Origin of the sequence: uncultured Amphritea sp., from assembly GCF_937127095.1 — a bacterium.
Classification (GTDB): Bacteria; Pseudomonadota; Gammaproteobacteria; order Pseudomonadales; family Balneatricaceae; genus Amphritea.
On the sequence record NZ_CAKZLP010000081.1, the window covers coordinates 1 to 23,810 of the forward strand.

19 protein-coding genes are annotated in these 23,810 nt (G+C 50.6%); 11 read left to right on the forward strand and 8 right to left on the reverse strand.

Annotated elements, in window-relative coordinates:
* Positions 1-1,179, forward strand: a 1,179-nt coding sequence (pqqE, locus tag Q0499_RS21265) for a pyrroloquinoline quinone biosynthesis protein PqqE (RefSeq protein ID WP_299204169.1), incomplete at its 5' end; no start/stop codon positions are given.
* 47 nt (positions 1,180-1,226) lie between these two features.
* Here pqqE and hpaD read toward each other — a convergent pair.
* From hpaD to Q0499_RS21280, 3 genes are all read right to left on the reverse strand, one after another.
* Positions 1,227-2,075, reverse strand: a complete 849-nt coding sequence (gene hpaD / locus Q0499_RS21270; RefSeq protein ID WP_299204173.1) for a 3,4-dihydroxyphenylacetate 2,3-dioxygenase — start codon at positions 2,073-2,075, stop codon at positions 1,227-1,229.
* Positions 2,076-2,372: 297 nt separating this feature from the next.
* Positions 2,373-3,434 carry an AraC family transcriptional regulator gene (locus Q0499_RS21275; RefSeq protein ID WP_299204176.1) on the reverse strand — a complete coding sequence of 354 codons (1,062 nt, stop codon included), beginning with the start codon at positions 3,432-3,434 and terminating at the stop codon, positions 2,373-2,375.
* A gap of 112 nt (positions 3,435-3,546) precedes the next feature.
* Complete coding sequence (locus Q0499_RS21280; protein WP_299204179.1) at positions 3,547-4,053, reverse strand: GNAT family N-acetyltransferase; 507 nt, start codon at positions 4,051-4,053, stop codon at positions 3,547-3,549.
* A gap of 147 nt (positions 4,054-4,200) precedes the next feature.
* On the opposite strand from Q0499_RS21280, the gene Q0499_RS21285 reads away from it, so the two are divergent.
* Positions 4,201-5,022, forward strand: a complete 822-nt coding sequence (locus Q0499_RS21285) for a 2OG-Fe dioxygenase family protein (RefSeq protein WP_299204181.1) — start codon at positions 4,201-4,203, stop codon at positions 5,020-5,022.
* Positions 5,023-5,094: 72 nt separating this feature from the next.
* Here Q0499_RS21285 and Q0499_RS21290 read toward each other — a convergent pair whose 3' ends face one another.
* Positions 5,095-5,721 carry a trimeric intracellular cation channel family protein gene (locus tag Q0499_RS21290; protein WP_299204184.1) on the reverse strand — a complete coding sequence of 209 codons (627 nt, stop codon included), beginning with the start codon at positions 5,719-5,721 and terminating at the stop codon, positions 5,095-5,097.
* A gap of 149 nt (positions 5,722-5,870) precedes the next feature.
* On the opposite strand from Q0499_RS21290, the gene sbcD reads away from it, so the two are divergent.
* From sbcD to Q0499_RS21305, 3 genes are all read left to right on the forward strand, one after another.
* Positions 5,871-7,136, forward strand: a complete 1,266-nt coding sequence (gene sbcD / locus Q0499_RS21295; protein ID WP_299204187.1) for an exonuclease subunit SbcD — start codon at positions 5,871-5,873, stop codon at positions 7,134-7,136.
* A complete protein-coding gene (locus Q0499_RS21300; RefSeq protein ID WP_299204190.1) occupies positions 7,133-10,807 on the forward strand; it encodes an AAA family ATPase in 3,675 nt (1,224 codons plus the stop codon). The genes sbcD and Q0499_RS21300 overlap by 4 nt, the downstream gene beginning before the upstream one ends.
* Before the next feature lie 171 nt (positions 10,808-10,978).
* Positions 10,979-11,125, forward strand: coding sequence for a hypothetical protein (locus Q0499_RS21305; protein ID WP_299204193.1), 147 nt, complete (start codon positions 10,979-10,981; stop codon positions 11,123-11,125).
* Between the two features lie 71 nt (positions 11,126-11,196).
* On the opposite strand, the gene Q0499_RS21310 is transcribed toward Q0499_RS21305, so the two are convergent.
* Both Q0499_RS21310 and Q0499_RS23715 read right to left on the reverse strand, forming a co-directional pair.
* Positions 11,197-11,400, reverse strand: coding sequence for a hypothetical protein (locus tag Q0499_RS21310; protein ID WP_299204196.1), 204 nt, complete (start codon positions 11,398-11,400; stop codon positions 11,197-11,199).
* Between the two features lie 95 nt (positions 11,401-11,495).
* Positions 11,496-11,846 carry a DUF6500 family protein gene (locus Q0499_RS23715; protein ID WP_363317846.1) on the reverse strand — a complete coding sequence of 117 codons (351 nt, stop codon included), beginning with the start codon at positions 11,844-11,846 and terminating at the stop codon, positions 11,496-11,498.
* A 392-nt stretch (positions 11,847-12,238) separates the two neighbouring features.
* Between Q0499_RS23715 and Q0499_RS21320 the strand changes: the two genes are divergently transcribed.
* The 3 genes from Q0499_RS21320 (at position 12,239) to Q0499_RS21330 (ending at position 15,885) form a co-directional block, all read left to right on the forward strand.
* Positions 12,239-12,565: a helix-turn-helix domain-containing protein gene (locus tag Q0499_RS21320; RefSeq protein WP_299204199.1), complete on the forward strand. Its 327-nt coding sequence runs from the start codon at positions 12,239-12,241 to the stop codon at positions 12,563-12,565.
* A complete protein-coding gene (locus tag Q0499_RS21325) occupies positions 12,559-13,875 on the forward strand; it encodes a type II toxin-antitoxin system HipA family toxin (protein ID WP_299204202.1) in 1,317 nt (438 codons plus the stop codon). The genes Q0499_RS21320 and Q0499_RS21325 overlap by 7 nt, the downstream gene beginning before the upstream one ends.
* A 663-nt stretch (positions 13,876-14,538) precedes the next feature.
* Entirely contained in the window at positions 14,539-15,885 is a 1,347-nt protein-coding gene (locus tag Q0499_RS21330; protein ID WP_299204205.1) for a DUF945 family protein, read from the forward strand.
* Positions 15,886-16,065: 180 nt separating this feature from the next.
* Here Q0499_RS21330 and Q0499_RS21335 read toward each other — a convergent pair whose 3' ends face one another.
* A complete protein-coding gene (locus Q0499_RS21335) occupies positions 16,066-17,004 on the reverse strand; it encodes a LysR family transcriptional regulator (protein WP_299204208.1) in 939 nt (312 codons plus the stop codon).
* Positions 17,005-17,126: 122 nt separating this feature from the next.
* On the opposite strand from Q0499_RS21335, the gene Q0499_RS21340 reads away from it, so the two are divergent.
* Both Q0499_RS21340 and Q0499_RS21345 read left to right on the forward strand, forming a co-directional pair.
* Positions 17,127-17,282 carry a hypothetical protein gene (locus Q0499_RS21340; RefSeq protein ID WP_299204211.1) on the forward strand — a complete coding sequence of 52 codons (156 nt, stop codon included), beginning with the start codon at positions 17,127-17,129 and terminating at the stop codon, positions 17,280-17,282.
* Entirely contained in the window at positions 17,282-18,193 is a 912-nt protein-coding gene (locus Q0499_RS21345; RefSeq protein ID WP_299204214.1) for an EamA family transporter, read from the forward strand. The genes Q0499_RS21340 and Q0499_RS21345 overlap by 1 nt, the downstream gene beginning before the upstream one ends.
* An 80-nt stretch (positions 18,194-18,273) precedes the next feature.
* On the opposite strand, the gene gcvP is transcribed toward Q0499_RS21345, so the two are convergent.
* Positions 18,274-21,180, reverse strand: a complete 2,907-nt coding sequence (gene gcvP / locus Q0499_RS21350) for an aminomethyl-transferring glycine dehydrogenase (protein ID WP_299204217.1) — start codon at positions 21,178-21,180, stop codon at positions 18,274-18,276.
* Between the two features lie 388 nt (positions 21,181-21,568).
* Between gcvP and Q0499_RS21355 the strand changes: the two genes are divergently transcribed.
* The gene (locus tag Q0499_RS21355) at positions 21,569-23,602 is read left to right on the forward strand and encodes a TonB-dependent copper receptor (protein WP_299204220.1); all 2,034 of its coding nucleotides are present in this window, start codon (positions 21,569-21,571) and stop codon (positions 23,600-23,602) included.
* The last annotated feature ends 208 nt before the right edge of the window (positions 23,603-23,810 follow it).

Consider the following 23,810-nt stretch of genomic DNA (forward strand, 5'->3'; position numbering starts at 1 on the left):
TCCTTAAGCCATTTAAACACTGTTCCAACCCACGGCCAGCCACTCTGGTTGCTGGCTGAGCTGACCTATAAGTGTCCTCTGCAGTGTCCTTACTGCTCTAACCCCCTCGACTTTGCCGATTTTGATACCGAGCTGACCACCCAACAATGGCTTGACGTTTTCCAGCAGGGACGTGAATTAGGGGCGGTGCAGCTGGGCTTTTCAGGCGGTGAACCGCTGGTGCGGCAGGATCTGACCCAGCTGATTGGCGGGGCTAGTGAGATGGGGTATTACACTAACCTGATTACCTCAGGGGTGGGCCTGAATGAGCGAAAAATGGCAGAGTTTCAACAGGCAGGACTGGACCATATTCAGGTCAGTTTTCAGGCCAGTGATGAGTCGGTTAACACTATGCTGGCGGGTTCAAAGAAAGCGTTTCAGCAAAAACTGAAGATGGCTCGGGAGGTCAAGGCACAGGGTTATCCGATGGTGCTGAACTTTGTCACGCACCGGCATAATATTGATCGGATCGACCGTATTATAGAGCTCTGTGTCGAACTTGAAGCGGATTACGTTGAGCTGGCGACCTGCCAGTACTATGGCTGGGCTTTTGAAAATGTCAGACAGTTGCTGCCAACCCATGAACAGTTGAAAAGGGCTGAACGAATCACCAATGAATACCGCGAAAAACTGGCAGCGGCGGGCAATCCGATCAAACTGATTTTCGTGACGCCGGATTACTACGAAGAGCGGCCCAAAAAGTGCATGAACGGATGGGGCCAGATGTTTCTGACGGTAACGCCGGATGGTAAGGCGTTACCTTGTCACAGCGCACGTATGCTGCCAATCGAGTTTCCCAATGTTCTCGATATGCCGTTGCAAAAGATCTGGGATGAAAGTTCTGGGTTTAACTACTTTCGTGGCGTTGATTGGATGAAAGAGCCCTGTCGCAGCTGTGATGAAAAAGAGGATGATTTTGGTGGCTGCCATTGTCAGGCATATATGCTAACCGGCGATATGCACAATGCTGATCCTGTGTGTAGTAAGTCTGAACATCACGAACTGATTCTGAACGCCCGTGCTAAGGCGGAAACGGTTACTGATAATCCGGCTGAATTCGTCTACCGAAATGAGCGTAATTCGCGGATTATTGCGACCGATAGCTTTACTGATAGCCTTGTTAAATCCTCTGTGGACTAAAACAAAAAACCGTTCAGAGAACGGCGTTTTTAACTCTTTAATACGGCTCAGACCGGGAAGACCACATTGCACTGTCCGGTGCCGGAGCTTGGGAAGTACTCGGTCATGACTTCGGCACAACCTTCATATTTGTCCCAGCCCAACAGACCAAACAGCATCGCTGTATCATGCATACCGCCCTCACCGGAGCAGTCTTTGGCATATTTCGGCAGAAGCTCGAGAAACGCTTTGGTTTTGCCTGTTTTCCACATATCCATCACCATCAGGTCGATCTCCTGATTTAGTGGCTCGCTGATCTTGAACATGTAGTCGCCAACCACTTTATTGGGTGGAATCCGATGAGATAGCGATCCACTGGCGAGGAATGCCACCCGCTTATCAGATTTGTTGATCGCTTCAAGAATCGCTTCGCCAACCTGTTTTGACTCTTCCAGGTCAGCGTCATACATCCAGCCAGCGATAGAGACCACTTTGATATCGTTGCCGATGCCCAGATAACGCAGAGGTACCAGAGTACCGTATTGCAGCTGCAGGGTTTCAACTTCATGGTGGCACAGGGTGGTAACGCCGTTGTTAGTGGCGATCTCGGCAATCTGCTGTCCCAGCTCCGGATCACCGGTGTGGCTGTATTCCATATTATTGAGAAAGTGGGGGAATTCGGTACTGGTAAACACCCCGGCCATCTCCGGCTTTGCGTTAATATGAAAGCCCGCGTTGACCAGCCAGTGGGTGTCCGATATTACGATGGTATCTACTTTAAGTTCGCGGCACATATCGCCGATGCGGCGCAGCCCCTGAATCGCCGACTCGCGGATACCGTGCAGTGGTCCCTCTTTCTCGGAGATAAACATCGAAGGCACATGTGTCACTTTTGCTGCCAGAACCAGTTCGCCCATAACTCACCCCAATACGCTGTTGTTATTTGATTTAATCAACGGAAGTTATTTCCATGGGAGCCAGTATAGGGGGCAGCAGTGAATCGTCTTTGCCATTTAAAGCAAAGCTTTTACCATTTAAGACAGGGTGGATCTGTAGCGAGTATTTTTACCACAGAGGGAAAGGTTGAATTAGCTACCGATATTAGGAGGCGCGCCCTCGCGGCGATTAGTAAGATTGAAGCGACCTGAATCAGAGGGCATGCTAAGAGAACTGAGAAAAGCGATTAAGAAGGTCTGTCTCTGTGTCCTCTGTGGTTAGCTATCTTTTTGAGTATACCGGGTGCGGAAGGCGGTTGGGGTTTCTCCGGTCCAGCGTTTGAAGGCACGGTTCAGGTGAGCCGGGTCGGAGAAACCCAGTGAATAGGCAATCTGAGTGATATTCTGCCGGGAGTAACGCAGGTATTTACGCGCCAGCTCTTCGCGAATCTGATCCCGCAAGGTCTGGATGGTGGCGCCGGACTGGCTCAGTTTATACTGCAGCGTTCTGGGAACCATGTTCAGCTCAGTTGCCACCGCTTCCAGCGTGGTGAGCCCCAGCGGCATCAGATCGATCAGTGCGATGCGTACCCGGCCGCACAGGTCAGCCATCTGTAAACGCTGCAGATAGTCTTCAACCAGTTTATCGTTCTGCTCTGCCAGCAGGGTGTTTCCCGTTGGCAGCTCTTTATTCAGATCATCAGCACTCAGCCGTAAGCTGTTTTCAGACGCACCAAAAGAGATAGGACACTGGAAATAAGTTTCCCATAATGCCGGGTTAACCGGCGTCTCACGGGTGAAGCTGACAGCTAGGGGGGCGAAACGCTGATCCGACATATCCCGGAACATCTTTACCACCGCACTGAGAAAATAGTCGACCCCTTCGGCGGCAACCAGCGGTCGGTTTTCTGACTGGAGGACCTTCATCGTAAAGTGGAAGCTTAGCGGATCGGTTTTATCCAGTGAGAGGTTGCAGCCATCATTGAGCAATACCTCGAAGCGCACCATTCGTTTGAGTGCATCGAGCAGACTGTTACTGGCCCAGAGCGAGAAGCCCAGTGCATGAAACGTCGTTGGGCAAACATAGCGGCCAACCTGTAAACCGATATCCTCCTGTCCGGTTTCTGCTAACGCCAGCGTCCAGAGAGAACGGGTATGGTCAGCGCTGAAGCGCACATCGGTATAACCTTTTTGGGATAGTTCCACACCCGCCGCGCGCAGCAGTTCATCACCGTTATAGCCCAGAGAATCCAGCGCCCGCCCGACGGCCACAGACCAGCCCCCCACAACAGTGGATGACTGCTTGCTATTGATCGCTGGCTGTCGGTTCGGTTTGTCCATTTTCACTCTGTTAATGCGACTCAAAAATAAGCTTAGCAATAGAGTTTTAGTGTACCGCTAAGTTCAACTGAGCCGTTAAGTTTAACTGACTCCTGGCACTGAGAATCCGGCGTTAATTACTAAAAAAAGATGCATGTTGCTCCAGCTGCTGCGGGCCAAAGCGATAGATTGTCATCTCATCGACGCTGTACGCACCCAAATTCCGATAGAAGTCGATGGCGGGTTCGTTCCAGTCGAGACAGCCCCATTCAAGTCGCTGGCAACTGCGTTCGAGTGCCAGTTTAGAGATGTAGGCCAACATGATCTTTCCCAGCCCTTTTGACTGCTCCTGTTGATCGACAAAAAAACCATCGATGTAGAGTCCGGTCTGGCCGGTGAACGCCGATGAGTTTTGATAGAAATAGATAAAACCAACCGTCGCGCCAGCATATTCCCCGAAGATAACTTCCCCCTTTTTCTCGCTGAGTAAGCGGCGAATGTCAGCTTCGGTGGCGGTGATCTTATCCAGCATCTTCTGGTAGTCACCAAGTTTTCTCATATAGGCAACGACCAGTGCGGCGTCATCGGCAGTTCCGCGTCTGAGGGTAAATTGGGAGTTCCGGGTTTGAATAATATCCATAGAGTTTTCCACAAATATAAGAACGTTGTTTTTAAACATCCGTTTAAGTTGCTACAAATAGACACTGAAGGTTCGGCATGTGCCGGGCCTTTTGTTTTTTGTGCTGCATTGTGCAGCTGCTTTTTATCCCACAGGAGTACTTATACTATGGAAACGTCGGTCTCAAATAACCCTGTCAGGGTTTTTCCTCAACCTTATATTGCACCGCAGCCTGGTCATCAAACAATACCCTCTCCGGGGAGGTATTGGGATGATCGGGTATATGAAGAGATTAGTGCGGGCACCTGGAGCAGAACGGATGTGCATAACCGGATTGATCTGCAAGGCTGGTTGCCCTACCTGAAGCAGCTACCCCGGGACCCTTATGTGGATAGTCGGTGGAAGCGGATGTCCTGGTTCTATCTGAATCAGGCAGGTGAGCCGGTGGTGGTGCCGGATTGTCCAATGGCACAGGCTGGTGAGTTTAATGATGCGGCCACCATGGCAGATAAAGTGCGCCATTACGCCCCCCTGGAAGATGCCTTTATCCAGCGAACAGATGTCTCTGAGTTTATCAAAGGCTGGGCAGGGCTCTGGGATATTCAGCCCGGTGAGCCGATTCTGATGCAGATAAACGGTGTGCGGGGGAACGCCTTAACAGACCCACTGCAGGGCCAGGGGATTCACAAGGATGGCAGTCAGTTTTTGAGTGTCATGGTGATCAACCGGGAAAATGTCAGCGGCGGAACCAGCCTGCTCTCTTTTGATAAACTGGGTCAGCAGTCGATTATCTCCGGTGATTTGGCACCGGGAGAAATTCTGCATATCCGTGATGATCAGATCTACCACAGTGTCAGTGGTGTTAAATCCCTTGATGCCCGTCTGCCGTTTGAACGGTTTATTATCATTATTAACTGCCGTTTTAATGATCAGTTTCAGAACCGCATCCTCAGAGAGTACATCTCCGGGGCAGTGCTGAATGAGTGGTAAAAGGTTGAGCTGAAAGGCCGTAAAAAGGCGAACGGTGGGTTCGCCTTTTTAGTTAGGGTTATGCTGAGCTACTCAGCTGTTGCGATAGATATTCGGCAGTTTAAGATTAAACTGAATCGCCAGCGCCCGCAGCACAAAAGCCACCATAAAACCGCCCACCAGATCGTAGCTGTAGGGCAGGCTTAACGAATTTAGGGTGAGATAGGTGACGGACCCGGCCAGCATGGTGGTGATATACAGTTCTTCATTCATCAGGGTCAGGTTGCTGCCACAGAGCAGATCTCGTGCGATACCGCCAAAGCTGGCGGTCATCACCCCCATACACACCGCTATCAGCGGCGAGGTGCCGAAATCGAGGCCGATCTTGGTGCCCACCACCGCAAACAGTGCAATCCCAATCGCATCCATCCAGATCAATGCCCGCGACAGTGACGCCAGTTTAGGTGCGATAAAGTAGGTGATAGCGGAAGCCACCAGACAGACGATGATCCAGATCGGCTCGCGAATCCACAGCACCGGCAGATTGCCCAGCACCAGGTCGCGAAGAGTGCCGCCGCCCAGCCCCGTTGCCGTGCCGATCAGCATAAAACCGAGAATGTCCATCTTTTGGCGGGCGGCATCCAGCGCGCCGGATACGGCAAACACAGCGCCAGCTGACAGCCCCATGATGTTGACGACAGCGGTAATATCGAATGGCATTAATCTGTTTCCTGAGTCTGTTTCTTATTCTATCAATAAAGCTGATTGTATCATTTAACAGCGGGGTGTTTTTATTAAAGAAATCGATCTGGTGAGCGCGACCAGTGTGATAATCTATGGCTCTATTTTGATGGTTAAGGACGATCTGCATGAAGCTCCTGCACACCTCTGACTGGCATCTGGGTCAGAGTTTTTTTACCAAAAGCCGCAAAGCGGAACATCAGGCTTTTCTCAGTTGGTTGCTGGAACAGATTACCGCTCATGAGATTGATGCGGTGATTGTTGCCGGGGATATCTTCGATACCGGCACGCCGCCGAGCTATGCGCGGGAGATGTATAACCGCTTTATCGTGGCGATCAGTCAACTGAACTGCACTCTGGTGGTGTTAGGCGGTAATCATGATTCCGTCTCGACTCTGAATGAATCGAAACAGCTGGTGGCCTGCCTGAATACCTATGTGGTGGCTAATGTGACAGCCACGGACGATAGCGGCGATGATGCGTCGTTCGACAAGCAGATTATTGAGCTAAAAAACAGTGCCGGCACAACCGGTGCGATTCTCTGTGCCATCCCCTTTATCCGCCCCCGTGATGTGATTCAGAGTCGTGCCGGGGAGTCTGGTCTGGAAAAACGCCAGGCCCTGGGTGAGGCGATTAAACAGCACTATCATCAGCTGTACCGGGCCGCGCTGGCGCTCCGGGAGGAGAAACAGCTGGATCTACCCATTATCGCCACCGGTCATCTGACCGCGTTGGGTGTCAGTCAGTCGGACTCGGTGCGGGATATCTATATCGGCACCCTGGATGGCTTTGCCGCCGACGGTTTTCCTCCGGCGGACTATATCGCCCTGGGGCATATCCATCGCCCGCAGATCGTCGCTAAATCCGAGCATATCCGTTATAGCGGCTCGCCTATTCCGCTGAGTTTTGATGAATTGAAAACGGCTAAACAGGTGGTAATGGTGTCATTCAATGGCGCTGAAACGGCAGCGATCACCCCGCTTGAGGTGCCGCTGTTTCAGACCATGGCGGTGATTAAAGGGGATCTGAGCAGTATTCAGACACAGTTGGAAACATTAGCCATGGCCCCTCAGCCGGTATGGCTCTGCATAGAGGTTGAGACTCAGGATTATCTCTCGGATCTGCCGCAACGGATTCAGGCGATGACCGAAGAGCTTCCCGTCGAAGTGTTGCAGCTGCGCCGTTCACGCAATACCGCACGGCAAACACTCAACCAGATCGCACGTGAAACCCTGGCGGAGTTAACCCCCGAGGATGTTTTTGCCAAACGGCTGGAACTGGAGAACTTTGACAGTGACGCCGAACAGGCTCGCTTAGGCAGAATCAAGCAGCAGTTTCGTCAGATCGTCTCCGAGGTTGAAAACCCTGAACAGAACCGGGAGCTGAACCCATGAAGATTCTCAGTCTGCAGTTCAAAAATCTGAACTCGCTGAAAGGGGAGTGGAAGATCGACTTCACCCGGTCCCCCTTTGTCGATAACGGCCTGTTTGCCATTACCGGGCCAACCGGCGCGGGCAAAACCACTCTGCTGGATGCGATCTGTCTGGCGCTCTACCACCAGACCCCCCGTTTAGGCCAGATCACCACCTCCACCAATGAGATTATGACCCGGGGCACCGCCGAGTGCTCGGCTGAAGTACAGTTTGAGGTCAAAGGTAAAGCTTATCGTGCGCACTGGAGTATGCGCCGTTCCCGGGGCAAGGCCGATGGCAACCTGCAACAGGCGGATGTCGAACTGGCTGAGGTGGCAACGGGCACCGTGCTGGCGACCCAGATAAAGCAGAAAAGCGAGACCATTGAACAGATCACCGGTCTGGATTTTTCCCGTTTTACCAAATCGATGCTGCTCTCCCAGGGGGAGTTCGCCGCCTTTCTCAATGCCAGAGAAGCGGAGCGGGCCGAACTGTTAGAGGAGCTGACCGGCACCGAGATCTATGGACAGATCTCTGAGCGGGTGCATCTGCATTTTGCCGGGGCGAAGCAGACGCTGGCAGAGCTGAACTCTCAGGCGAAAGGGGTGCAGCTGCTGACGGAGGAACAGACGCAGTTACTACAGCAGGAGTTAACCCGGCTGCAGCAGCAACAGAGTGAACTGAAAGTCACGCTGGCAACCAGCAGCGCCCATCTGCACTGGTGGCTGCAGTATGAGCGGGCATTGCAGGATCAAACGACCAGTACCGAACGCCAGAAGATCGTCAGCGAGCAGTTTCATCAGGCACAGCCCGATCTGTTGCGCTTACAGCAGAGTGAACCGGCAGAACAGTTGCGAACCCCTTTCATACTGCTGCAGGATGCCCGCAAACAACTGGAAAACAGTCAGCAGGCATACATCGAAAAACAGCAGTCAGAACAGGCTCTGAAAACCCGGATGGAGAGCGCTGTTGCAACCTACGAGCAGCAAAGTGTTGTGCTGAACACCGCGAAACAGCAGCACGAACAGCAGGAGCAACTGATCAACGAGCAGGTGGTGCCGCTGGATCAGAAGATCAGCGCCGAACAAACTCAGCTCAGCGAGAAAGAGCGTGGCATTAAAGAGACGGTTGCAAAGCGGGATAGCGGCCAGCAGCAGCTAACCTCAGTCAACGGGCAGATCAGCACCCAGACTCAGGAACTTGAAACGGTTGAGCAGTATCTGCAACAACACAAAGCCGACGGGTCACTGAAACAGTATCTGGGTCAGTGGCAGGTGCAGGCGGAACAGATTTTAGCGCAAGAGGGTGTTGTCACTCAGCTGATCGAAAAACAGATCGGCGTACAGCAACAGCTGACTAAACTACAGAACACCCATGCCGCAGACGAGACACAGTATCAGACTGCGCTGGCGGATACGGCTAAGCTGGAACAGGTGTGGCAGCAGGCCAATAACGCTTCGGTTGCCGCCAGCGGGCAGGGCGATATTGATACCTTAGAGCAGCAACGGGAACGGCTCAATACCGACTACACTCTGTTACTCGAGCTGCAACAGCTAAGCCTCCGTTGGCAGCAGCTGGAAAAAGAACAACAGGAAAAACAGGTAAGCGAAAAGAGTGAACAGGCCGGTCAAACAAAGTTAATACAGACCCGTGAACAGCTTCTGGCGCAATATACAAAACAGAAGCAACTGGTAAGCGCGTTGAGCAAACTGGTCACTCAGGATGAACAGTTGGCCCAGTTCCGCAAAGACTTGAAATCGGGTGATGCCTGTCCGTTATGTGGTGCACTGGAACATCCAAAACTTGATGGTCAACTAACTGATCTGTCTCAGGCCGTTAAAGACCGGGATGACGCGATACAAGAGCTGACGGCGATAACAGATCAGGGTCAGGAGACCGCGACGGCACTGGCCTCAGTTGAGCGTCATCTGCAGGAGTTAGCCCAGCGGTTAAATGAGATCCAGACAGAACAGTCTGCGCTGGTACAGCAATGGCAGCAAACCGCCACCCCTCTGGCGCTTGATTTTCCGATTACCGATAGTGAGAGTCTGCAACAGTATCAGGCGGCTGAACAGGTCAAACGGCAACAGCTTGCAGATGCGATCCAGCAGCTGAAAAACCTCAACAAACAGCGCGATGATGCCCGCCAGCAGTGGGATAACGCCCAGCGCGCTACGGAAAAACTGAGCAATAAACTGCAGTTGAGTGAACAGGCGATAGCGAATCTGTCTAAGAGCCTGCTTGATATTCAACAGGATAAAAACACAGGATCAGAGCAACTCACCGCTCAGCGTGAGTCCTTTATCGCACAGTTAACCGAACAGGGCTACCAGCTACCAGAAGCGCAAGCCCTGCAGCAGTGGCTGGAGGCTAAGCGGCTGGATGCCCGGCAGTGGGATGAGTTTAGCACCCGGAAAGAGCAGCTCAGCAACCAGTTGAATCGACTCAGCATTGAGCAGACACACGGCCAGCAGCAGCTGAACGATCTTGAAAAACAGCTGACAGAGTTGCAGCAGCAACGGGATCAACTGAGCCAGTCGTTACAACAACTGCAAACCCAGCGCCGTGATCTGTTTGGCGACAGGGTGGTGAGCGAGGCGCGCAGAGAGCGTCAGCTTCAGCTGCAGTCAGCCGAGAACAGCTACAAAGCCGCGCAGGAAACCCGTCACCAGTTATCCAGTGAACATAACGCCCTACAGGCCGAACTGAACAGCCTGCAGCAAGCACTTAATGGATTACAAGCCCGTCTGGAACAGCTTCAGGCCGATTGGTTAACCGCCTTGTCCGCAAGCCCATTTAGCACCGAAGCCGACTTCCAGCAGGCGCTGCTGTCTGAGCCGGAACGCAAAGCACTGCTTGAAAAGAAACAGCAACTGGATAAAGAGCTGGAGCGTGCCACTGCGTTACTGGATCACGCCACGCAAGCGCTGCAAGCGATACAGGAAGACCCTCAGGCCACTCAATACCAGAAAACCCCGAAAGCGGATCTTGAGGTGCAGATCAGTGAACTCAATCATACCCTTGAACAGTTGGCGAAACGGGATGGTGAGATCGGTAATGAGTTAGCCTCAGACCAGACCCGGCGCAAAGATCAGCAGGCGCTGTTCGACAAGATCACCACCTACACCGAACACTACGACGATATTCAATACCTGCACTCACTGATCGGCTCGCAGAAAGGGGACAAGTTCCGTAAATTCGCTCAGGGCCTGACGCTGGATAATCTGGTGCACCTGGCTAACCAGCAGCTGGAACGACTGCATGGCCGCTATCTGCTGAAACGCAAACAGGATGCCGGGTTAGAGCTCAGCGTACTGGACACCTGGCAGGGGGATATCGAACGGGATACCAAAACCCTCTCCGGCGGCGAAAGCTTTCTGGTGAGTCTGGCGCTGGCACTGGCGCTGTCCGATCTGGTCAGTCACAAAACCAGCATCGACTCCCTGTTCCTCGATGAAGGTTTCGGCACCCTGGACAGCGAAACCCTAGATATCGCCCTCGACGCGCTGGACAACCTCAACGCCTCCGGCAAGATGATCGGTGTCATCAGCCATATCGAAGCGCTGAAAGAGCGTATTCCCGCACAGCTTCGAGTGATCAAAAAGAGTGGGTTAGGGGTCAGTGAGCTGGGGAGTGAGTATCGGGTGGAGTAGGAGCTGCATCTATTGAATCCAATGGTTAATGTCGTTGGAATTTACACTACCCTGAAGATGATTCACCACAGTACCCAAAGGGCATGCTAAGGACACCGAGAGCACAGAGAAATTATGAGCGGTAAGGGCTTGAACCCCTTTAGTCGGACCCCTTTAGTCGCTGGGGTTGGCATGGGACGGGAAGCACCCCTGTTTTTACTGGAACAGGGGGTGCGGGTTGTTGGAACTGATGCCTGGAGCTGGGATGCACCTTTCATTTTTATCGCGAAGCGGTTTAGCGAAGAAAAAAAATCCAGCTATCGTCTGGGAAGGTCATAAAGCGGGACGGGAGATAGCGTATGGACAGATGGAAAAACTCTCCAATCTAGAATCTCTACCTGCATACGGCTTTATTTGACTTTTTGTTTGGGTGATTTGTCTATTGATTTATCATCTGTTAGACACTTCAGTTCAGCGACGACATTGTATTTTTCAACTAAATAGGCGGCACAAAAATTAGCCGGCTGTTTAAAGAACCGCCAGCGTTTAATAATGCCGCCTATTTTTTCCACACATTTATCAAATTCTTGCTCAGTGTTTATTTGTTTATTCATAGTAAAACATAACGCCCGGCTTAGGGGCTGACTTGTAGCCGCGCAAGCCCCGAAGGGGCGACAACAGCCGTTTGTTATGTGACTTGATGGAAAGACTAAGCACCGGATTTAACCATATCTCTGATTTTTACTGCTTTCTCGAAATGATCCAGTTGGTGAGTTTCAATCCACCACCGTGCCGCTTCCATGAGAACTTCGGGCTGATCGTTTTTGTTTTTGAAAAATGCGTAAAACGATAACCCTACTCCTGATCCTTTCTGATCGATTTTTCGCTCGCATACTTCAATAATTGTTTCTCTAAGCTCTTTCCGCAAAGCAATATTCCTTTGGGTTGATCCATAACATTTTAATTCTGCCCATGCGCGTTTTGACGCCGCAAGACTGAGGATGAGAGAGTTGTATCTATCTGAAGTAAAAAAGAAATTATGAAGCACGCTATTGTTCATCCCCTGAAAAAACGCTAGCACGGTTTGCTGTTGTTAATGGCGCGCTTTGTCGCCTGTCATACTTCCTATCTGACTGATCATGCACCACATCTAAAGGTTATTCCAGTGCCAAACCGACGTTCAGCGACAAAGCGCTTTGATCCTTTTAGCTATGTGCCCTCTTTAGTTGAGAAGCAACTGTGGTCATAGGAAAGGCTGCTTTTTTCAAACAACTCTAAACTATCTGTTTTCTTATAAAGTACCATAATAGTTACTTTGTATGCACTAAATAGAGTTAATGTGACCAAATTCGGACTCTGTTTTATGGTTTGTTGACGGATGGAGGTTAATGTCCTAAATTCTATACATAAGTCTTTCTGATAACAGTTAATGTAACTGATAAGGTGCTTTGTATGGTGAATGGTAAGTCTGCCTTTGCACTGGCTGAAGAGCTGGGGGAGCGTTTAAAGCAAGCCCGATTAAATCGGGATCTGACTCAGTCTGAAGTGGCTGCCTTAGCCGGTGTTGCCCGTAAAACCGTCTTAAATGCCGAAAAAGGTAAAGCTCAGCTGGAAATATTTATCGCTATCATGATCGCGCTGGATCTGACGGAGCAGCTGAATCTGTTTCTGCCAAAGCAGGAAATATCCCCCCTGCAGCTGGTCAAACTGCAGGGTAAAAAACGGCAAAGAGCATCAGGCCGGCGTCGGGAACGTGAAGAGGATAAGGCTGAATGGTAATGGAAGTACTCAATATCCGCTATCAGGAGCATGATGTCGGCGCCGTTAGCTTTGATAGTGATACAGGGGTTGGTGCTTTTGAATACGACCCTGGCTTTATAAAAAAAGGGATTGAGCTTTCCCCTGTAAAGATGCCTTTATCAACACGAATATTTAGTTTTCCGGAACTGGATTTCAACACCTTCAAAGGCTTGCCCGGATTAATCGCCGACTCTTTGCCCGATGATTTCGGTAATACAGTACTGAACGCATGGGTCGCTGCCCAGGGTAAGTCGCCGAGTGAGATTACTCCCCTGCAGCGGCTTCAATATACGGGAAAAAGAGGGATGGGGGCGCTTGAGTATGCACCAGCAACAAAGTTGCGTAGTCTCAATGCCTCGCAACAGGTCGAGATTCAGTCTCTTGTCGCTATCGCCCAGGATATTCTGGACTCCCGTGGCCGCTTCACCATCGAACTCAATCAGGATCAGCAGGAAGATCGTGAAGCGATGCTCGCTTTACTTTCCGTTGGCACCAGTGCAGGCGGAGCAAGACCTAAAGCGGTACTGGCATTCAATGATGATTTTTCCCAGGTTCGCTCGGGGCAGGCGACGATTCCTGAAGGTTATACGCATTATCTGATGAAGTTCGACGGCGTCAGTGAGCACAATACCCATCAGGAAACCTTTGGTGATCCTCTGGGCTATGGCGCGATGGAGTTTGTTTATCATCTGATGGCCAAAAGCTGTGGTATTGAGATGATGCCCTGCCGGTTACTTCAGGAGGGTGACAGAAGGCATTTTATTACTCAGCGCTTTGACCGGATGGGCAACCAGAAAATCCATGTTCAGACACTCAACGGCCTGGCACATGTTGATTACAAAAAACCAGGCTCATTTTCCTATGCCGAAATATTCGGTATCGCCCGGCAACTAAAACTTCCAGCCACAGAGGCTGAACAGATACTCAGGCGTATGGTCTTTAATATCATTGCCCGCAACCATGATGATCATGCCAAAAACTTTGCGTTTATTTTGCAGAATGAAAAGTGGTCACTCGCACCGGCATACGATTTAGCTTATAGCTATAAGCCTGGCAGTAAATGGGTTAGCAGCCATTGGATGAGTCTGAACGGTAAACGAGATAACTTCACCCGTGCTGACTTTTACAGTCTGGAGACGTTAAGCCCTCTGTTCAACAGGCGTAAGATCGACACTATTATGGATGAAACAATCGAGCATCTGTCCAACTGGCCAGCCTTAGCCCGTGAGTGGAGTGTACCTCAGTCGCTCATCACGGAAATAAGCTCGAATTTGCGACTTAATCTGTAACCGCTGCAAGTGGCCAGGTAACAGACTGTGGAGTAGGGCTAGATCAAAGCCCGATCATTTCATTTGTCCGAACGCTGTTAGCCAGGTTCTTTGTGGGAGCGACGCCCTCGTCGCGATGAAGCTATCAGCAGGCAAAAGGCATAATCAATCGCCGCGAGGTACCCAAAGGGCATGCTAAGAGCACAGAGATAAAAACGACTCCTACACCCAGGCATCACCCCATTTACATACCAGCAAAATTTATTGTAAATCCGGTTTCTATTTGCCACGGTTTACCCGTAAAATAGCCCTGCGCTGGCGCATTATGATTGGATAGTTTTCCAACTACTGTCTGAAAATCAATATGTTACTTGTGGCTCTCAGTGGTCATTGATATTGTGGCTCAGGAATGCTGTGGACAGTCGCTATACACGGAGCCTCATGAAAGGGATTTTTTCAAAAGTGCTTTTAACTCAGATAGTTAGACTTTTTTACTCAGATCTGTTTTCTGTGCATAGCCGTACGCACGCAAGACCTGTTTCGGAGTAAACGATGGATAACATTGATGTTGCTCCAAACACGATAGTTTTTACCGATTTCATACAACAATGCCTGTCTCCATGCTGCTTGTTTATATGGATATTTACTAAAGCTTATTCCTTAAAATTTTAATCTGGATGAAAAATGAAGAAACGTATTATTGTTGGTCTGGTAGCCGTTGCCGCGGTAGCCGGTGGGCTGCCTTATGTCACAGGGTATGTTGCAGAGTCACAAGCTAAGCAGTCGATTGCTGACCTGAACTTACAATCACAGTCACGCTACGGACAGATTGAAATTGTAAAATATGAGCGTGGCTATAATGCGACTTATGCTGAATATAAATGGGTCACCAATCCCGAGCTGGAACAAGAGCTCCCCATCGGTGAGATAGTGATTAGCTGTGACGGTGTGCACAACATGCTCAGTTACGACTATTCATGCATTCTGAAAAATATGGGGCTTCAGGAAGAGCAGATCCGGGCAGCCTTTAAAGGGAAAGCCCCCATCACGATTGAAGGTACTATTGGCCTGACAGGTGACGAAACCTCTCAGGTGACCATTAATCCTCTCGAAATAATCACTGAGCAAGGTGCCAGAATTACATCAGACGGTGGCCGCATGAATTCCACTGCCAATGCTTCATTGTCAGAGATTAGCGGTGTTGGCACGTTCTCACCTATCACCGTGCTGGCGGCTTCCGGGGTGGAGGTTCGCATCAGCGAGTCCACTTTTACACTGGATGGCTCGATGTATGAAAAGAAATTTTTTATGGGTGACAGCGTGTTTAACGTTGATGACATAACAGTTGTTGCCCCAATGCTGGAAGCGCCTCTTTCGGTTAAAGGCGTCTCCATGGTGTCTAATAGCGATGTTAACGATGGTCTGTACAACGGTAAAGGCAGCTTGAATGTCGCTGAATTTACGCTGCCTGCGTCACTCAATAACAGAACAAACAAAGATGTTCTGGTCAAGAATGTGACCATAGGCACCAGCTTTGCTGATACCCCATTTGCACCGATAGCGAAGTTGACGGATTACACTCAGAAGCTGGCAGAGCAGATGTCAGAATCAGGGGCGGTTGATCCGGGTATGGTTGGGATGGATGAACAGTTTCTCAGAGAACAAGTGTTAGCGCTATTGAAGAAAGACCTGGCGATCAACCTCTGGGTGAATTCAGAAGTGAATGATGGGGCACTGAAATCTCACGTGAACACTGTGTTAACCAAAGATATCACTGAGGAATTCATCTCTGAACTGGAAACCGGTGGCGCGTTAGCTGCACTAAAACTATTGCAGCAGGTTGATCTGGATATCTTAGTCGCCATTCCTAATAGCGTCACCGAGCTCTCTCCGGAAGTGGCCATGATGGCCGCGATGAGCAACAAGTTTGTGGCGGATGCCTCAGGATTAACGGCAGCGCTGATGCTTAAAGAGGGTGCCATCACCCTCAATGGTGAACCCACTTCGATTGAAGCCCTGATGCGTAACTAAGGTGATTCACCACTGATCACGCCACAGGCGTTGCAGGTACTAAGACGGTTGTAGTGTCTGAGATCGATGGGTGAATCAATGTCTGAAAGGTATAACAAAAAGGCCGCTCATCACTGAGCGGCCTTTTCGGTTGTAGTTTTTTTATCTTGGCTCGGCAGCAAGCTTGTCTATTCAGAATAGCTATTTGCTTCGCTTCTCAGGGTGATTATGGTGGCTAAACTCGGTCACCATATAATCGACAAAAGCCCGAATCTGGTTCGGGATGAATCGGGATTGTGCATATTGCAGAATGACCTGTCCCTGATAGTTTCCTGAGACATGCCAGTCGGGTAAAACCTGAATCAATGCCCCCGATTGCATCTCTTGTTGCGCGGCAAAGTCTGGAAAAATAGTGATGCCCATACTGCGAAGTGCAGCGGCTTTTCGAATTTCGCTGTGATTTGCAGCGAACCTCTGATTGGTTTTGATGGTGACTTTCTGGTGAGCTTTGGTGAAAGTCCAGTCATCATCACAGGCTTCTTCACCTAATGTAATGCACTGATGATGAACTAAATCATGCGGGTGGGTGGGTGTTCCTGCATTTTCCAGGTAGGCAGGGCTGGCGCACATGACTAATGCTGAATGGGTTAACGTTTTCGATATTAGCCCTTCTAATGGCTGTTGAGTCAGTCGAAAAATCACATCGACGTCTTCACTGATTGGGTGAATAAAACGGTCTGTGACGTTTAGTTTTATCTTAATTCCGGGATATAACTCGCAAAAATCGAATATTAGCGGTGACAAAATCTGCTTTGCGAAGGCCTTCGGTGCAGCAATCGATAGTATGCCAGTGGTGACATCCTGTGTGCTTTCTGCGGCCTGTATGGCTGCTTTGGCAGATTCCAGCATGTGTTTACATTGTTGATAGACGTCTTGTCCTGCCATGCTCAGGCGAACTTGTCTGGTCGTTCGCTCGAGTAGTTTTATGTTCAGACTTTGTTCCAGTCTGTGTATTGAACGGCTGACTGAAGAAGTTGCCATTGCCAGTTTTTTCGCTGCTTTGGTAAAGTTTTGTTCCTCTGCCACTGCAACAAAAATAGCCATTTCCGTTAGCAGAGGAATTAGTTCATTGTTGTTCAAAGTGCAATTATCCTTTGCTTCTACGATGTATTGTACCAGAAATATAAGTAGCTATTATGCTTGGTGTCAACATAGCGCTCACCTTATATATTTTTAAGGATCAGGTTTTTAAGGAAGAAAACATGAAGAAAATTCGCAGTATTGAAGATGTTTCGATTATCACCGCCTATGTGCTTACTTTGCATGACGTAAGTGCAATAGATCAAATGGACTCAGGAAGAGGTGATATCCGAGATGTATTATTGGTCATCGCTTTCACTGAAATGGATGCTGAGTGATGACTTCAAGCACTCGATCACTTACTTGGTTCAGAGGAAAACTGAGTTTCCCGCTCACCGAGATGCTGCTGTTGTTGGTAGCCATCTTCTGGGGCTCCAGCTACGGCATCACTAAAAGTGCGCTGGTGTTTTCCAGTGTCTTTATGTTTATGGCAATCCGGTTTTTGCTGACCTTTGCTCTTTTGATTTTTCCTATGGTGAGGGATTTTCGTGCTAACCGAAACGCAGATTGGAAAGTTGCCATTCCTTCTGGGGTTATTCTGTTTGCGATATTTTGTTGTGAGATCGTAGGTATATCTAAAACGACGGCGACAAATGCAGCTTTCTTAATTAGCTTGTCGGTGATTCTCACAGCATTCATGGAGGTCGTGGTTAATAGAAAACGACTGGACAGGTACTATCTGCTGCTCTCTGTTTTCAGTGTAATGGGTGTTTATCTGCTCACATATAGTGGTCAGCTAACCCTGGCACTGAATCAGGGGGACTGGCTAATTCTGGCGGCGGCACTACTTCGAGCGCTGATGGTTACAATGACAAAACAACTTACACTAAGTAAACAGATTACAACACTGAGTCTGACTTCTCTCCAGTCAATGGTAGTCGGCTTGGGAGCAATATTATTACTTATCACACAGACTGACTTTAAAGTGTCTGATATTCCTACAGACATCTCTTTTTGGTGGATGACTATATATCTGGTGGCATTCTGTACACTGTTTGCTTTCTTTGTACAAAACTATGCTGTTCGTAAAATTTCCCCAACAAAAGTGTCATTGTTGATGGGGAGTGAGCCGGTATTTGGAGCATTGTTCGCATATCTGTGGCTCGATGAAGCGATGAATCTCATACAATTCACTGGAGCTATAGCGATATTGTGTAGTGTCTACCTTGCCTCTATAAGGTCAGCTTGACCGCTTTTAAATTGAGTACAGCAAAAAGGCCGCTCATTACTGAGCGGCCTTTTACGTTTTTAGCTTAGCCTAATATCAAACTACTCTTGCGAATAGCTCTCAATCGATGGGCAGGCGCAGAACAGGTTCCGGTCGCCGTAGACGTTGTCGATACGGTTGACGGTTGGCCAGAACTTGTTGGCTTTAACAGATGCCAGTGGGAAGGCACCCAGTACCGGAGAGTAGGGGCGATCCCAGTTGGGATCGATCAGGTCTTCCAGAGTGTGTGGCGCGCCTTTCAGCGGGTTCTTTTCTGCATCGAGAATACCGGCTTCAACATCGGCGATCTCCTGGCGGATGGTGGCCATCGCTTCGATGAAACGGTCGAGTTCGGCCAGCGGCTCGGACTCGGTTGGCTCGATCATCAGGGTGCCTGCCACCGGGAAGGACATGGTCGGTGCGTGGAAACCATAATCCATCAGACGCTTGGCAACATCCTCTTCCGAGATACCGGTGCGCTCTTTTAGCGGGCGCAGGTCGATGATGCATTCGTGGGCCACTTTATCGTTACGACCGGTGTAGAGCACCGGGTAGTGTTCACCCAGTTTCTTCGCCATGTAGTTGGCGTTCAGAATCGCGACTTCCGTGGCTTTACGCAGACCCGGCTGACCCATCAGGGCGATATAGACCCAGGTGATCGGCAGGATGCTGGCGCTACCCCAGGGAGCAGCAGATACGGCACCGTTGTCTGCGTTCGGGCCATCAATTTTCTGTACCGGGTGGTTGGCCACAAACGGTGCCAGGTGCGCTTTAACACCGATAGGACCCATACCCGGGCCGCCGCCACCGTGAGGGATGCAGAAGGTTTTATGCAGGTTAAGGTGGGACACGTCCGCGCCTATTTCGCCCGGCTGGCTGATTGCCACCTGTGCGTTCATGTTGGCACCATCCATATACACCTGACCGCCATGCTGGTGGATGATTTCGCAGATCTCGCGGATGCTCTCTTCATAGACGCCGTGGGTCGATGGGTAGGTGATCATCAGGCAGGCGAGGTTGTCGGCATGCAGTGCTGCTTTGGCCCGCATATCGCTCATATCAACGTTGCCTTTATCATCACAGCTGACGATCACCACTTTCATATCGGCCAGTGCCGCAGAGGCCGGGTTAGTCCCGTGCGCCGAGCTTGGGATCAGGCAGATATTGCGATGATCATCGCCGTTGGCGATATGGAAGTTGCGGATCGCCAGCAGACCCGCATATTCACCCTGAGCGCCGGAGTTGGGCTGCATGCAGATCGCGTCGAAACCGGTGATCGCTATCAGCATCTTTTCCAGGGAGTTGATCATCTCGCTGTAACCAGCGGCCTGATCAATCGGTGCGAACGGGTGCAGGTTAGCAAACTCAGGCCAGCTGACCGGAATCATCTCGGCCGTGGCGTTCAGCTTCATGGTGCAGGAGCCCAGCGCGATCATCGCATGGGTGAGGGAGATATCTTTGTTTTCCAGACGCTTCAGGTAGCGCAGCATCTCGGTCTCACTGTGGTGAGTGTTGAAGACCGGATGGGTCAGAATTGCAGAGGTGCGCACCAGTTCCGCCGGGATCGATGCTGAACCGTTTGCCACCAGTTGTGCATCAATGGCTTCTATCTCCAGACCGTGTTCAGCACCGAGAACCGCCAGCCACAGGTCGAGAATATCTTTACGGTCAGTTTTTTCGTCACAGGTGATACCCAGCTGATCGTTACCGACTTTACGCAGGTTAATACCCAGTGTCAGCGCCGCTTCATAGGCAGTGTCACGCTGATCACCCAGATTCAGGGTGATGGTATCGAACCAGTGACTGTTCACCAGCTGAATGCCTTTAGCCTGCAGGCCGGTGGCCAGAATATCGGCCATCCGGTGGATGCGACTCGCGATGGTTTTCAGACCTTCCGGGCCGTGATAGGTGGCATAGAAGCCCGCCATATTGGCTAGAAGTACCTGAGCAGTACAGATGTTAGAGGTGGCTTTCTCGCGGCGGATATGTTGCTCGCGGGTTTGCATCGCCATCCGTAGCGCCTGATTGCCACGGCTGTCGATAGAGACACCGATAATGCGCCCAGGGACCGAGCGTTTATATTCATCACGGGTGGCAAAGTAGGCCGCGTGTGGGCCACCAAAGCCCATCGGCACACCAAAACGCTGGGCGGAACCGAATACAACATCAGCCCCCAGTTCCCCCGGTGACTTGAGCATCACCAGACTCATAATATCGGCCGCGGCACAGAACAGCGCATTCTTTGCGTGAGCCTTTTCTATTAGTTCAGACGGGTCTTTCACATGGCCGTAGGTGCCCGGGTACTGCGCGATCACACCGAACGGTTCATGCTGATCGATCAGGCTATCCAGATCCCCAACGATCACTTCATAGCCCAACGGCTCCGCACGGGTTTGGATAACGCTGATATTTTGCGGATGCAGGTTTTCATCGACCAGAAAGATGTTGGCTTTACGCGCCTTGGACATCCGCTTACACAGGGTCATCGCTTCTGCCGCCGCAGTAGCTTCATCCAGCAGGGAGGCGTTGGCCAGATCCAGACCAGTGAGATCAAGCACCATCTGCTGGTAGTTCAGCAGGGATTCCAGGCGGCCCTGAGCCACTTCAGGTTGATATGGGGTGTAGGCGGTATACCAGCCGGGGTTTTCCAGAACATTGCGCAGGATAACATTGGGCACGATGGTGTCGGTGTAGCCCATACCGATCATGGAGCGGTTGATCAAGTTCTTCGAGGCGATCTGTTTTAGCTCCGCCAGAACATCTTCTTCGGTACGGCAGGTGTCCAGGTTGATCGGCTGCGGCAGTTGAATGCTGCCGGGTACGGTCTGTTCTATCAGCTGATCGAGGGATTCCAGTCCCAGTTCCGCCAGCATCGACAGTTGTTCTGTGGGGTTTGGGCCGATATGACGACCGATAAATGCATCAGTCTGTTCCAGCTGTGCCAGGGATTGGATGTTATCTGCGCTCATGGTGTGTGTCCTGCGAAGATCAAAATTGAAAGTGGGTATGTAAGTAAAAAGTTCAAAACGTGCATGGAGGCTTCTGGCAGAGCTTTTATTTAGCTAACTGAGCTTTTTATTTGGCTTAACCGCCCCTCTGATTGGGTCGCGTATCATACTGCTTTTTAGTGCGTTGATGTATTAAAAAATAGTCGATATTCCATTATTGGAAACAGATGTGCTTATAGTGTCGGGTCTGTTACTACGTCAGAACGGCAACATAAGTGCGGCAATATGCCGCGCCCTGATGCGACATCCTGTCACACCCCAGAGATGGTCGGTGAATTTACAATGGAGCTTAATTTTTATGCCCTGTTTACATGACCTGCTTATATCTGTCTCTGCTAAGGAACGCCGTATGATTAAAACAACTCTGTCGCTGGCAATTGCCACGATTATTTCTGCTCCGGTGTATGCCGGTCATGATGATAAAACACTGGTGATTGAGATCACTTCAGGTCTGCCGCAGGTAGAGAATACCCTGAAGAGTGAAACTTCTGCAGTACAGGCTTCTCCGACCACCGATGGTGGTGAGTTGTTGCAGAGCCTCAGTGGTGTTTCGGGTATCCGTATGGGGGGGCGGTCGATCGATCCGGTAATCCGTGGTCAGAGCCAGACCCAGCTCAATATTCTGTTGGATGGGGCGTACGTTCATGGTGGCTGTCCCAACCGGATGGACCCGCCAACCTCGTACAGTAATGTCGATAGCTATGACAGTGTCACTGTGATCAAGGGCAATCGCACCGTTGTTTATGGTGGGGGCGGTTCCGGTGGTACGGTGTTGTTTGAACGGGACTGGCCGCAGTTTGATGAGAAAGGTTATAGCGGCGAACTGAGTGCCAGCTATCAGGGCAACAGTGACCGCTATGAACTGGGGGCCGATGTCGCTGCAGGGTCTGATAAGGGCTATATCCGCGTAATTGGCCACAAAACTGAAGCCGATAACTATGAAGACGGTGACGGTAATGAGGTGCGCTCATCTTTTGAAAGCCTGTCTAAATCACTCTTGGTGGGTTATCGGCTAACTGACACGACCACTCTTGAAGCCAGCTATGAAAAGCAGGAAGAGGATGATGTCCTGTTTGCCGGGGCGGGGATGGACTCTCCCTATGCGGATGCCGACACCACCCGGTTGAAACTGACCCATGAGTTTGAGCAGGGTGCATTGCAACAGATGCAGCTGGAACTGTATAAGTCAGATGTTAAGCACAACATGGATAACTACAGCCTGCGTCCGTCAGGAATGATGAAGATGCAGGCACCATCCACCTCTGACACCGAGGGGCTACGACTGATATTTGATGCCCGAGCCGCTGATATCGACTGGACCTTCGGCGCGGATATGCAAAATAACGAGCGTAATGCCGAGTTGCAGAATGCGGCGGGTGTTGTGCAGCGGATTATGTGGCCAGGTGCGGAGATTAAGCAGACCGGCGTGTTTGCTGAGGGTGAAAAAGTGCTGGGGGCCGATGATATTGTCAAAGGTGGCCTGCGTTATGATTTGATCAAAGCACAAGCCACCCGCAGAGATGAAACGGCGGGCATGCCAGTCTATAGCTCGGATGATATCTGGCAAATGGCGGGAGCACCGGCGGGCGCAGGGGAGGAGCGTACCGAGCACAATGTGGGTGGTTTTGCCAGTTGGACCCACCGTCTGAATGATCAGTACAGTGTCGAAAGTACGCTGTCACGCAGCGTGCGTACGGCGGATGCCACTGAGCGTTATATGGCGCGCTTTACCATGACCGGTGACTGGATCGGTAATCCGGAACTGGCCCCCGAGAAACATCATCAGCTGGAGGTGAGTCTGCAGGGCAATCTGGAGTCTGTAAACTGGTCAGCAACCGGCTGGTATAACCGGGTAAACGATTACATTCTGCGTCAGACAGTGACTGCGGGAATGAAAAATCGTGACATCTATCGCAATGTTGAAGCGGAACTTTACGGTGCTGAACTGGAAGCCGCATACCCGCTGAATGCCAACTGGCAACTGGGCAGCTCACTTGCCTGGACGGTGGGTAATAATCTGGATGATGACACGCCACTGTCTCGTATCGCGCCACTTGAGCTGAACAGCTCGCTGGACTATCAGAAAGAGCGTCTGCAAATGGGGGTAGAGTGGCAACTGGTCTCCAGCCAGAAAGATATCTGTCTCAGTGGTGCTGCCAACTGCGGTGGTCAGGATGTGCGCAAAACCCCGGGCTATGGCATTGTTAATATGCATGCTCAGTATGAGTTTGAGAGTGGTTTAAGCCTGATCGCCGGTGTGGATAATCTGATGGATAAAGCCTATACCGTGCATGAAAGCCGGGGAGATGTGACCACCGGCACCAGCTATCAGGTGACTGAGCCAGGCCGCAGCGCCTGGATCCGGGTAACGCAGTCGTTCTGATCGCTTTGAATTTTTCCCTTAAGTATTGCCGGGTCTTTTGACCCGGCTTTTTTATATCCTGGATATGAGATTAGGAGCTGTTTCACCTGAGATTAAGAGCAAGCGTGTTTACCACAGTGCACAAAGGGCATACTAAGGACACAGAGAGCGCTGAGTAAAGTTTTTGTCAGAGTGGTTTTTACTCTGTGTTCTCGATGGTGAGTGTGTG